The organism is Streptomyces bacillaris, assembly GCF_003268675.1.
In the GTDB taxonomy this organism is placed as follows: domain Bacteria; phylum Actinomycetota; class Actinomycetes; order Streptomycetales; family Streptomycetaceae; genus Streptomyces; species Streptomyces bacillaris.
The window spans coordinates 45,672-57,993 of record NZ_CP029378.1; the positions used below are offsets into that span (position 1 = coordinate 45,672).

A 12,322-nucleotide genomic window follows, 5' to 3' on the forward strand; every position below is an offset into this window, starting at 1 on the left:
TCGCCCATCCCCTTCCCCAGCTTTTCCCGGAAGCAAATGCGAGGGATCAGGACGGTCCTGACCCCCGCACCGCCGTCGGCCGACCACCGCGCTTTTTGGACATTTCTTTACCGTTCCCTTGGCCGATTAAGGCGCTGCTCCAGGGGTCGTGGCGCGATCTACGCTGCCGAACCGGTGCACAGAAGCACCGTTCCTGCTCTCACGACTCCCGGAGAACACATGTCACTTCCCGAGATGTCCACCGCCTTCGATCTCAGCACGCTGGATCTCGGTGAGATCACCGTCACCGCGATGCGCGACACGGCCGGAATAGGCGAGTCCACCTATTCGCTGTCGTCCTCCTCCTCGACGTCCTGTCAGGGCTGCAGCGGGTGCAGCGTCCAGCCGCCGCTGCCGCTCGACACCGCGTGACGCAGGAGCCGTGAGGGCTTCCGCGGTGCCGCCGGTCCGGTGTGCCGGGCCGACGCGGTGTCGCGGAGGCCCGTACGCGTACGTACCCGGCGCCGCCCGAACCGTGTGCCGACCCCTGTCCGACGCCCAGCCGACTGGATCGATGTGAACCCGCCCGTACCGGAACTCCAGCTGCCCGCACCCTCCCTCCGCACCGGGCACGCGGCCCCGCTCCCCCGGATCGCGCCCGGCGCGCTGGTCCGGACGACCCTGCTGAGCCTGCCCGCCGAGCCCGGTCCCGCCGTCGCGTTCCGTGCGGCGCTGGCCGAACTGGTGGCGCTGGAGGAGCGGCTCGCGGCGCTGGCCCCCGCCCTCGGTGACGCGCTGTACGCGAGTCGGGCGGGCCACACGGAAGACTTCCACCGCGATGTGGTGCTGCCGCTGCGCCGCGCCGTGCACAACGGGCGCGATCCGCGGCCCGCCCTGCTGCACCGCCTGGACGGCCTGCCCGACCGGGTGCCCGAACTGCGCGCCTGGCTCGCCGCACGCGGGCGCAGGGAGGAGCTGCTCACCGCCCTCCGGTCCGGGGCCGCCCCCGCTCTCGCGGCCGGGCGGTCCGTGCTCGCCGGGCTCTGCCGGGAGCCCGCGTTCCTCCGCGCGGCCTCGTTCACCAGCGCCGACCTGCTGCGGGCTGTGGTGCGGGCCGGACAGGACGGGCCGGTGGACCGCAGGGCCCGGAAGGAGGAGGCGGGCGTACTGCGGCATGTGACGCGAGCGGTCGCCCGTACGACGCCGCTGTCCGCGTTCACGGCGGTCGGCTGGGGAGTGCTGCCGGGGCCGTCGTCGGGCGGTGAGGGGGTCGGTTCCGGGGCCCGAAGCTACGCGGAGCTGGAGGCCGCCGGGGCCTGGAACGACGCGGAGCCGGGAGCTGCTCGGAGCGGGGCGGCCCCCGAAACCGCCGGGGCCTGGAGTCCGGTGGAGCTGCCGCTGGGGTCGGCCCTTGCCGTCGTCCGTGCCAACCGGACGCTGGTGGACACCCTGTTCGCCGCGCTGGCGGCCGACCCGCGCCGTCGCTCCACGCTCCCCCATCGGCTGTGCAGCAGTCCGCGTGTCTCCGGCGGGCGTGTCTCCTTCGCCCGCTCCCGTACGGCCTTCACCGCCGCGCGCTTCCTCGCGGTGGAGGACGACGAGGTCACCCTCGGCGCGGCGGAACCGCTGCTCCGGCTGGCGGAGTTGTGCGATCCCCCGGCCACGCCCGCCGCCCTGGCGGAGATGCTCGTCGCGGAAGGAGAGGCCCAGACCGGAGAGGGAGAGCGGCCGGCTGCACTCGACGCGGCCTCCGCCTTCGTCGGGCAGGTCTGCGATGCGGGGCTGCTCGTCCCCGTGGAGCCCTTCGGCCCGCAGGACCCGGACCCACTCCCCAGGCTGGCCCGCTGGCTGCGGAGCACCGGTACGCGACAGGACCACGAACCGGCCCTCCGTATCGAGGAACTCGCCACCCTCACCGCCGAGTTCGGCACCGCGGAACCCGGCCGCCGCGCCGCCCTCCTCGCCACCCTCCGGGACCGCTGGGCAACGCTCCTCGACGAAGTGGGCCACCCGGTGGGCCCCGCCCCCGGCCGCCTCACCGTGCTCAGCGAGGACGTCGTCCTGCGGCAGCCCGTACCGCTGGACGGGTTCCTCGACGGAGCGGACCATCAGGGGGTAGCCGAACTGGCTTCCCTGGCCGAGGTGTTCGACCTCGGTCCAGTGATACGCCGACAGGTGCGGGACAGTTTCGTCGAGCGGTACGGGCCCGGCGGGGTCTGCCCGCACGTGTGGGACTTCGGCGCGGCCGCCGACGAGGCGTGGCAGCGGGCCGCGCGGGCCGTCGACGGGGCTGACGGGGATACGGCGGGCAGGACAAGTACGGACGGAGGCGGCGGGGCCACCGCCGCCGACGGCGTACGCCGACTCACCGCGCTCCGGGCCGAGTTGGTCGCATCCGTGCACCGGGCCCACGCCGACAGCGGCGGCGGGCCGGACGACGACGTCGTCCTGCCGCCCGGCCCGGTGGCCGCACTCCCCTCCCGGATGCCGTCGTGGGCGACGCGGCGCCCGGTCTCGTACACCGGGTTCCTCCAGCGGGCGCCCGGCGGGATGTTGTGCGTGAACCACGTGTACGGGGGGTGGGGGCGCTTCATCAGCCGGTTCCTGGACTCCCTGGATCCCCGGGCCGTGCGCGAGACCGCCGCCGCCGTCTCCGACGCGCTCGGGCCGGGTGCCAGAGCGGCCCAGGTGCGGCCGGTCAGCGGGTTCAACGCCAACCTGCATCCCTTGTTCGTACGGGACGAGATCGGGGCGGACCGCTCGTACGCGTCACTCGGCATGGACGACGTCGAGCTGGTCCACGACCCGATCGGTGATGAGGTCCGGGTCCGGGTCAAGGCGACCGGTGCGTGGGCCGATGTGCTCTACGCCGGGGTGTTCGCGCCACTTCTGCTGCAACCGGGACTCGCGCCCCTGCTGATGGACCATCCGCACGGCATCACCGACTTCGGTCCCCTGGTGCCCCGTCACCGCAGCTCCGTACCGGGCGGGGATCTGGTGCGTACGCCCCGCCTCCGCCACCGCCACCTTGTTCTACGCCGACGCCGGTGGGAGCTGGCGGGCGGCCCGGTGGCGGTGCTGCTCGGGGAGCTGGCGGCCGAGGGCGAGGTACCGGTGGGGACGGTGGCGCGGTGGCGGGCTCTGCTCGGCGTGCCCGACCAGCTCTATCTGCACGCCCCGCCACCGGGCCGGGGCGAGCGGGTGGACGAGGACCTCCTGCGCGCCCTCGACCGGCCCAAGCCGCAGTACGTCGACCTCGGTGACGCGCTGCACCTGCGCTGCCTGGGCAAGTGGCTGGCCCGCCATCCGGACGGGGTCGTCCTGGAGGAGGCACTGCCCGCACCGGCCCGGGGCGGGCAGCACACGGCGGTGGAGCTGGTGGTGGAGACCTACCGGGCCGGGCAGGCACATCGGGCGCATCGGAGGGGAGAGCGGTGACCGTCGATCAGGTCGCGCCAGACAGGCAGGATGCGTTGGACTCTCTGGGGCGGTGGCGGTTACGGCCCGGCGTGTCGGTGACCGCGCTCCACAACGGCGTACATCTGCGGGGCTGGATCACCAGCCTCACGTTGGAGGGCGGGGACGGTCTGCCGGTGCTCTGGGGCCGTCTGGCCGAGGCCCTGGCGGCGGGCGGGGAGCGGAGCGGGGCCGCCCGCGCGGAGCTGGTGCGGGCGGCCCCGGAGGGCTCGCCGCTCCGGGCCGCGCTGCTCACGGTCCTCGGCCAGTTGCTCGATCATGACCTGCTGGTAGAACGCTCGGGCGGAGAGGCCACGGGCGGTGCCGGGCCGTGGCTCGGGGCCGTGGCCGAGCGGCCCGGCGCTGCGGGCGCCGCGCTCGCCCGCAGCCGGACGCGGGTCCTCGGCGCGCACCCTGACAGCGCGCTCGTCCGCGCCGCCGCCCGGGCGTTGAACCGTGCCGGTCTCCGAGCAGAGGTCGCCAAGGCGGCCGAACTGCCAGACGGACACGTCCTGTTGGTCGCCTCCGGGCCCGGTGGACCTCCGGGCGCAGGACAGGGTCGGGAGGCGGCGGAGCGGGCCGTGGCGGTGGGCGTACGGGCGGGCCTCGGGTTCGTCACCCCCGTGGGCAGCGTGGCGCAGGCGCGGGCCGACGCCGAGACACTGGCGGGCCGGTTGCGGCAACGGAAGACCGGCCATCGGGCACCCGAACACCCCGCCTTGCCCGTGCTCCTGGCTTCCTCCGCCGCGCAGCGGCTGGTGTGCGCGGTGGCCGGGCTCCGCGACCCGTCGGCCGAGGCAGGTGACGCCCGGCTGCTCCCCGGGCTGCCGACGGCGCTGATCGCGGAGCAGGAGCCCTCGGGCGGGTTGCGGGGCGAATACCGCACCTGGCCGGGCCCCGTGCTCGTGGATGCCGACCGGGTCCGCCCGCGTGCTGACGTACGTACGTTGTCCGGGGCCCTGGCCCGTGTCCCGGTGCTCACCGACCCCTGGGCCGGGGTGCTGGACGAACCGGACCCCGGGGCGCTCCCCCAGCTGCCCGCAGCGCTGGTCCGCTGTGCGGCGGAGGGCGGTGACCTGGTGGCCGGTGGAGCGCGGGCCGACCTGGCGCGGCTGGAGGCGGTCTGCCGTGCGGCCGAACTCCTCCTGGGAGGCGGGAAGTCGGGCCCGGTGGTGGTCGGGGCGGGTGTGGAGCACGCGCGCGGGCGGGCGCTGCGGCGGGCGGTGGACCGGGAGGCCGCACAGCAGACAGATGCGGTGGACGGCGACAGGCACAGCCCCGTGCCCTGGAGCCCGGAGACCGCACGCCATCCGCAGGCGGCGCACTGGTGGTCCGTCCTGGTCGGGCGCCTGGGCGTCGACGCGGCGGTGGCCGTGGAGCGCCTGGGCACAGCCGGCGGCGCGGGTGTGTTCGGCGCCCGAGTCGTCCGGAGGCGACACCGTACGGCGGTGGGTGCGCCACCCGAACTGCTCGGCTCGGCCGTCGAGGCCACGGTCGACGACGCCGTCGCCTACGCCGCGCTCTCCGCCGTCGTCAGGGTCCAGGCCGCCGCCGACGCACCGCACGCCCGGCAGTTGGTGACCCCCAGCGGTGCGTCGGCGGCGCTCGCCCGGTCGGCGGAGACGGCTCCCTGGGAGGACGCGGGGTGGACCACGGCATGGCTGGCGGAGTCGGCCGACCGGGAGCCCGGCCTCCAGGAGGCCCTGGCCGGCCTGACCGGGTGGTCCCCGCAGCCGTGGGAGCCGTCGCCCGGTGCGGACGCCGACGTCCAGGCGCTCTGGTCGGCGCTGCGGCAGTGCGGCTTCACCGTGCTGTCCGCCGGGGCCGATGCCCCGCACGCCCGCCCCGGCCCTGCCCCCGGCTCTCCCTCTGCCTCTGCCTCTGGTGCGGGTACGCACACCATCACTCCCACGGAAGGACTCCGGTGAGCCCGGTGACCGTCGCAGACCCGCTCCGGCAGGCACTGGCGGAGGAGACGCCCGCGACCGCCGTCCTCGGCACCGCCGACGCCCTGCGCCTCACCGAGGGCAGCGCGGTCGTGGTCCTGGACACCTGGGCCTTGGGGGAGGCCGAGGAGTTGTCGCGCCATGCACTGAACCATCCGGTGACGCTCGTCCCCGTCCGGGGCGACGGGGCGCTGACTGTCGTGGGGCCCGTGCTGCGGCCCGGCGCGCGGGGGTGTCTGGCGTGCGGTGAGTACCGGCGGCTCGCGACGATCGGCGGCCGGGTGCCGTGGCACAGCTCCGGGCTGCGGCTGGCGGGCCGCCCCTCCCCCGCGTTCGTCGACGCCGTCGCCGTCCTGGCCGCAGCGCTCTCCGACGGGGACGGGGCGCTCGTCCATGTCGTCCACAACGGCCGGGGCACCTGGTCGACCCACCGCCTGGAGCCGGTCGGCGGGTGCGCGGTCTGTCTGCCGCTGCCGCCGGACGGGCCCGGGGCCGCCGAGGCGGACTTCGGTCCGGAGACGCGCCGGTCACCGGGTGCGCCGTGCGACCCGGAGTCGCTGCGCGAGCCCAACTCCCGTACGGACGTGGCGGGTCTGCGGGAGGTGCTGTTCGACGAACGGTTCGGGCCGGTCCACCAGATCCTGCGCACCGAGGAGTCCGTACACAGCCTCACCAGTGCGTACGTGACCTACGGCCGCCACCTCCGGGACGGCGGCTACGGCCGGTCCGTCGACTTCGAGAGCAGCGAGCGCGTCGCGCTCTTCGAGGGTGCGGAGCGCCTGGCGTCGATGAGCCCCACCGGCCGGCGGACGGTGCTGCGCGCCTCGTTCGCGGAGCTGGGCCCCGGGCGGGCGGTCGATCCGGTGCGGCTCGGGCTGCCCGACCCCGTCCACCACGGTCACCCCGCCTCCGCGACCGTCCCGTACACACCGGATCTCGCACTCGACTGGGTGCACGGCTGGTCCCTCACTCGGGACCGTACGACGGCGGTGCCCGAGCACGTGGCGTACTGGGATGCGAGCCCGGGGCGGCCCCGGGTGGTGTACGAGTGCTCCAGTGGCTGCGGGCTGGGCAACAGCCCCGCCGAGGCGGCGTTGTACGGGCTGTTCGAGGTGGCCGAGCGGGACGCGTTCCTGATGGCCTGGTACGCGCGCACCCCGCTGCGGCGGGTCTCCGTTCCGGCGGACGACCTGGAGGTGGCGCATCTCGTGGACCGTGCGTCGCTCGCCGGTTACCGGGTGGCCCTGTTCGACGCGACGAACGACTTCCGGGTGCCCGCCGTCATCGCCGTCGCCCGGCACCGGGGCGAACCCGACTCCGCGCCACGGGCGTTCGTCGCCGCCGGGAGCCACCACCATCCGCGTACGGCGATCCGGTCGGCCGTCGCGGAGGTGGTGACCAATGTGGTCAACGCGGTCCACCGGCACCGGGCCGAGCCGGACATGTTCGACCGGCGGCGGCTGCTCCCGATGCTGGAGCGGCCCGAGCTGGTGCGGACGCTCGCGGACCATGTGGCCGTCAACACCCTCCCCGAGGCCCTCCCCCGGCTGGACTTCCTCGACCAGGACGGGCCGGAGGACCCGGGCGACCCGAACGGCTCCGACCGTCCGGGGGCGGACTGGCGGGACGTCTGGCCCGAGGCGGCGGCGCCGGAGCCCGTACCGGATGTGCGGACCCTGCTGGAGCAGACCGTGACCCGGCTGGCCGGTCTCGGCCTGGAGGTCATCGCCGTCCCGCTGAGCGAGTCCGTCGTACGGGACCGGCTGGGACTGCACACGGCGAAGGTCGTGGTGCCGGGGTCGCTGCCGATGACCTTCGGCCATGTCAACCGGCGCACGCTCGGGCTCGACCGGCTGCTGGAGGTGCCGTTCCGGCTGGGGCGTGCGCCGCGCGTGGTGCGCCACGACGAACTCGTCCTCCACCCGCACCCGTTCCCGTGAATCCCGCCCTGCCTACGAGCGACCGCCGCCGACCACCGACCACCTCACCGGAGCAGGAACTCATCCCGTGACCTACGGCCCCGACGACACCCCCTGGCTCAGCCTCCACTGCTTCCTCCGCTCCACCCCCGAGGACGTCGACGCCTTCCTCACCGAGGAGGTGGCTCCGCTCCTCGACGGGCTCGTCGCCGGGGGCGAGGCCGGTGGGTGGTTCTTCATCCGGTACGACGAGGGCGGGCACCATCTGCGGATCCGGGTGCGCGGGGCGTCGGAGCCGACGGCTGTGTCCCTGGCGGACGCCCTTGCGAAGGCGGCCGGACGGCTGCCGGACACCGGGGCCAGTGCCGATGCCGGGACCGGGCAGGCGGAACACGCCGAGGTCCGTGCGGTGCCGTACGTTCCCGAGACCGCGCGCTACGGAGGGCCCGCCGCCCTGCCGGTGGCCGAGGAGGTGTTCGTACGCTCCAGCCGCGTGGCCGTGCGGGCGGTCCGGGAGACCCCGCGCGGCAGCGCCCGGCTCGCCCTGGCCATCGATCTCGCGCACGCCACCGCCCTCGCCTGCGGCCCGGACCGGCTGGCGGCGGCACAGTGGCTGCGGCGCCACGCCGCGGGCTGGCGGTGGGCCGACGACGTACCGCTGCTGGGCCCCCGGTACGTCCATGCGAGGGTCAACAGCGTCTACGCGCTCCAGCGGGACGGTCTCGTGAGCCGTGCGCACGCCGTGCGGCAGGCGCTGAACGACGGGACGGCCCCGGCCGTGCTCACCGACTGGTACGACGCCGTGCGCGACGCCGATCAGGCGCTGCGCTCCGGCCTCCCGCGGCCGGGCCGCCCGCACATCTGGGCGTCCCAGCTGCACATGCTCCTCAACCGGCTGGGTTTGGCGCCCGACGAGGAGCGGGCGGTGTGCCGGCTGGCCGCGCGGACGCTGCTGGACCGGGGTGAGGATCCCTCGTACTTCCCGGACGATCACACCTCGCCCGACCGGCAGTACCTGGAGCGGAGCAAGTTCCACCTGGGGCGGGAGGAGGACTCCGCGCCCCGCGACGTACCACCCCGAGATCAGGTTGAGGAGCAGGTCCGTGAGCCGTCCGGTGGGCCCGTCGTCCGGGGAGGCCCCGAACTCCCTCTGCCCGCAGGGCCGTTCCCGGCGGCGGAGCTGCGTACGGTGATGAACAGCCGTGTCTCCCGGCGGGGTTCGCTCACCGGGCCTCTCGACGCGGCGACGCTCGGCACCCTGCTGTGGGGCGCGCACGCGTCCGGGCACGAGTCGGTCCTCCGGTTCGCGGACGGCGGTGAACGCCTCATGCGCCACCGGCCGTATCCGAGCGCGGGCGCCCTCTACACGGTCGGTCTCCGGCTGATCGCGCTGGATGTGGAGGGGCTGGCGCCGGGCACCTACCAGTGTGTGCCGGACCGGCGCTCGCTGCGGTACGTCGGTCCGGCCCCCGCCCTGGACGACATCAGGTCGCTCTCCTCGTACCTCTCCCGCTCCGGGGACGACCCCGACGGCATCGTCCCGGACGCGCTGCCGGTGGTGCTGGGGCTCTACGTGGACCTGGGGCGGCTCCGGGAGCGCTACGGTCTGCGCGCCCTGCGGCTGGGGCTCCTGGAGGCGGGCCACCTGGCACAGTCGCTGCTGCTCACCGCCACCGCGCTGCGGCTGGGGACCACGCCGCTCGGCGGGTTCCGGGACGATCTGGCGCACGAGGTCTTCGGGCTCGACGACCTGGACCAGCCGCTCCAGTACCTCCTGCCGGTGGGCCGCCACCCGGAGTTGCCCACCCTGTAGGCGCGTGGACCCGTCAGGCGAACGCTTCCAGCGCGACCTTGGCCGCCCCGGCGATCAGGGCGTCGTCGGATTCGGCGTCCTTGACGTCGCGGCGGGAGAGGACGGCGATCGCGATCGGGGCGGCGCCCGGGGGCCAGACGATGGCGATGTCGTTACGGGTCCCGTAGCCCCCGGTGCCGGTCTTGTCACCGACCACCCAGCCACGGGGCGTGCCCGCGCGGATGGTGTGGTCCCCGGTGGTGTTGCGCTTCAGCCAGTCGGTGAGGAGGGCCCGCTTCTCCGCCGGGAGGGCGGGGCCGAGAGCGTACGCGCGCAGGTCCGTCGCCAGGGCGCGGGGCGTGCTGGTGTCACGGAGGTCGCCGGGCGTGGCGTCGCTGAGGGCGATCTCGTAGCGGTCGCAGCGGGTGACGTCGTCCCCGATTCCGCGCAGGGCGTCCTGGAGGCCCCGGGGGCCGCCCAGTTCGCGGAAGAGGAGGTTGGCGGCGGCGTTGTCGCTGTAGCGGATGGTGGCGTCGCAGAGTTCGCGGAGGGTCATGCCGGTGGCGACGTGCTTCTCGGTGATCGGCGAGTGGCTGATGATCTCCTCCTGGCCGTAGCGCACGAGGCGTTCCATCTGCGGAAGGCTCTTCCTGGCCAGGACGGCACCGGAGAGCAGGGCCTTGCAGGTGGAAGCGTAGGCGAACCGTTCGTCGGGGCGGTGGGTGACGGCCCGTCCGTCGCCGGTGTCGACCGCGTACACGCCGAGCCGGGCGTCGAACTTCCGCTCCAGCTCGGCGAAGGCGCGGTCCGTGCGGGGCAGGGTCTTGCGGGGCGTGGTCGAGGCCGACGGGGTCGGGCCGGGGCTCCCGCCGTCCGGGCCGTTCGCCGCACCGGACGGGGTGTCCGGTCCGCCCGTGGAACAGCCGGTGAGCGGGAGCAGCGCGGCACCGGCCAGCGCGGCGAGTACGGAACGGCGGGAGGCGGGGGCGGGAGCGGCAGGGACCTCGGTGGCGTCGGTGGGAGGGGTAAAGGCGGGAGGGCTGGAAGGCACGGCGGAAGACCTCTCTCTCGACGGTGATCGTGCGGTCGGCGGATCGTCGTGCGACCGGCCGGCGGTGATCGTGGCGCGCCTGGGCCCGGTCACGGACCGGTTCCGGCACGGAGTGCGGGCCGCTGTGTCGGCCTTCCCGGAGTCAAACCCGCCGCCGGTCGGCATGTCGAATACAATCTCGGCATCGGAGTGATTCATTGGCCATATCACCGCATGCCAGGGAGGCGGAGTGCTGACGGAACGGCACCTGGAAATCTTCGTCGCGCTGGCGGAGGAGGAGCATTTCGGCGCCGCCGCCCAGCGGGTGGGGATCACCCAGCCGCCGCTCTCCCAGGGGTTGCGGCGGCTGGAGGCGCTGCTCGGCGTCCGGCTGTTCGAGCGGGAGCGCGGGGTCTTCCTCACCGAGGAGGGCGCGCTCCTGCTCCCGCACGCCCGCAGGGCCCTCGCCGCGCTGGCCGAGCTGCGGGAGACCGGTGCCCGTGAGCACGCGGACGGCCGCAGGCTGCGGCTGGGGCTGGCACCCGAGGTGCCGGCGCCGCTCGCGGCCGATGTGGCGGCCGCGCCGGTCCGGGCCGGTGACCGGGCCCGGATCAGCACGGTGACGGCCCCGAGCGCGTCGTTGCTCTCCGATGTCGCCTCGGGCCGGCTGGACCTCGCGGTGGTCCGGCACCCGTCGGTCCTGCACGGCCTCGCCGCCGGGCAGGTGGTCCTCCTGCCGACGTGGATCCTCACCCCGGCCGGGTCCGCCACCCCGGCCGGTCCGGCGGGCCCGGACCGGCCGGCGGACAGCGGCGGCGCGGCGGAGTCCGGTGGTGCGGCAGAGTCCGGTGGTGCCGCGGAGGCCGGTGGTGCGGCGGTCCGGCGGCTGCCCGTGGCCGTACGTCCCCGGGGCGAGGCGCCCGCCGCCCATGACCTGTTCGTGGACACGCTGGCGAGCCGGGGCCGACGGGTGGAGACGGTGGTGGTCGCGGACGAGCGGGCCGGGCTGGCGCTGGTGGCGGCGGGCCAGGCCGTCCTGGTCACGGCCGACGAGACGCTGACGGCCTCCCGGGTCGAGCGGCGGCGGGCGACCGACCCGCCGCTCCCCCTGCGGCTCCGGGTCGTCTGGAACCCCCGGCGGTCCGGTGCGGCCTCGGAGGATCCGGCCGCGACCGCCCGGCTGCTGGAGAACGCCCTGGCCGAGGGAGCGGCCCGATGAGCGGAACCCGGCACAGCGGCGGCGGGGGCGGGGTGGAGCGGACCATCCGCTCGCTGTTCGACGACGCGGGCGTGCGAGGCTGGCTCCATGTGGCGGAGCTGGACCGGCCGTCGGCCCGGGTCGCCCTCGATCCGGACGAGCCGGTGCCGATGGGCTCCGTCTACAAGATCGCGCTGATGGCCGCCTTCTGCCGGCTGGCCGACGCGGGGCGGCTCGACCCGCGCCACCGGCTCACGCTGGAGGCGGCCGACCGGGTGGCGGGCCCCACCGGCCTGTCCATCCTCCGCGACCCGGTCACCATGTCGCTGCGTGACCTGGCGGTGCAGATGATGAGCATCTCCGACAACACCGCGGCCCATGCCGTGCTCCGGGCGGTGGGTACCGATGCCGTCGACCGGATGTGTGCCGATCTCGGTCTGCCGCACACCCGGATCCACGGCGGGGTGGTCGGCACGTACGACCGGCTGCTCGCCGATACGGGCGCCGGGTCGCTGGACGCCGCCATGGCCCGGGTCGCGGACAACGACACCGTCGCCCCGGCGGACGTCTACGACCCCGCGTACAAGGCGTCCTCCACCCCGGCCGAGACCGCGCGGCTGCTCCGGGCGATCTGGACGGACGAGGCCGCGTCCCCGGAGAGCTGCGCCTTCATGCGCGCGGCGATGGGCACCCAGCCGTGGACCCACCGGCTCGCCTCCGGGTTCCCGTACGACGACGTGGCCGTCCACGGCAAGACCGGCACGTTCGGTTCCATGCGCCACGAGGCGGGGGTGGTGGAGCTGGCGGACGGCAGCCGCTACACGGCGGTGGTCTTCACCCAGGCCGCCCGCGCCGACCGGAAGCTCCCGCGCGCGGACGCGGTGATCGGTGCGGTGGCCCGGGTCGCGGTGGAGGAGCTGCGCCGGGGTCACGGCGTCTGACCCGCCGGGGCGCCCGACCGGCCGTCGGGGGCGGGGTGGAGCATTCTGGGCGCAGGACATC

8 protein-coding genes are annotated in these 12,322 nt (G+C 75.1%); 7 read left to right on the forward strand and 1 reads right to left on the reverse strand.

Going from position 1 to position 12,322, the window contains the following annotated elements:
- The first annotated feature begins 219 nt into the window (after positions 1-219).
- The 5 genes from DJ476_RS00160 to DJ476_RS00180 all read left to right on the forward strand — a co-directional run bounded on the left by DJ476_RS00160 (position 220) and on the right by DJ476_RS00180 (position 9,113).
- Positions 220-411: a thiazolylpeptide-type bacteriocin gene (locus DJ476_RS00160; RefSeq protein ID WP_070200352.1), complete on the forward strand. Its 192-nt coding sequence runs from the start codon at positions 220-222 to the stop codon at positions 409-411.
- Positions 412-555: 144 nt separating this feature from the next.
- On the forward strand, positions 556-3,417 hold the full coding sequence (locus DJ476_RS34350; RefSeq protein ID WP_162638575.1) for a lantibiotic dehydratase: 2,862 nt from the start codon (positions 556-558) through the stop codon (positions 3,415-3,417).
- A gap of 77 nt (positions 3,418-3,494) precedes the next feature.
- Positions 3,495-5,363, forward strand: coding sequence for a hypothetical protein (locus tag DJ476_RS00170; protein WP_318294244.1), 1,869 nt, complete (start codon positions 3,495-3,497; stop codon positions 5,361-5,363).
- 5 nt (positions 5,364-5,368) lie between these two features.
- On the forward strand, positions 5,369-7,321 hold the full coding sequence (locus DJ476_RS00175; RefSeq protein ID WP_318294245.1) for a TOMM precursor leader peptide-binding protein: 1,953 nt from the start codon (positions 5,369-5,371) through the stop codon (positions 7,319-7,321).
- Between the two features lie 67 nt (positions 7,322-7,388).
- Entirely contained in the window at positions 7,389-9,113 is a 1,725-nt protein-coding gene (locus DJ476_RS00180; protein ID WP_103420827.1) for a thiopeptide-type bacteriocin biosynthesis protein, read from the forward strand.
- Between the two features lie 13 nt (positions 9,114-9,126).
- Here DJ476_RS00180 and bla read toward each other — a convergent pair whose 3' ends face one another.
- Entirely contained in the window at positions 9,127-10,047 is a 921-nt protein-coding gene (gene bla, locus DJ476_RS00185) for a class A beta-lactamase (protein WP_404827578.1), read from the reverse strand.
- Between the two features lie 325 nt (positions 10,048-10,372).
- On the opposite strand from bla, the gene DJ476_RS00190 reads away from it, so the two are divergent.
- The gene (locus DJ476_RS00190) at positions 10,373-11,341 is read left to right on the forward strand and encodes a LysR family transcriptional regulator (RefSeq protein WP_112489487.1); all 969 of its coding nucleotides are present in this window, start codon (positions 10,373-10,375) and stop codon (positions 11,339-11,341) included.
- Positions 11,338-12,261, forward strand: coding sequence for a serine hydrolase (locus tag DJ476_RS00195; RefSeq protein WP_103420821.1), 924 nt, complete (start codon positions 11,338-11,340; stop codon positions 12,259-12,261). Before DJ476_RS00190 ends, DJ476_RS00195 begins: the two co-directional genes overlap by 4 nt.
- The last annotated feature ends 61 nt before the right edge of the window (positions 12,262-12,322 follow it).

Coding starts and splice junctions, on each gene's coding strand:
- DJ476_RS00160 (WP_070200352.1), top strand. CDS start 220: ATGTCACTTCCCGAGATGTCCACCGCCTTCGATCTCAGCACGCTGGAT.
- DJ476_RS00195 (WP_103420821.1), top strand. CDS start 11,338: ATGAGCGGAACCCGGCACAGCGGCGGCGGGGGCGGGGTGGAGCGGACC.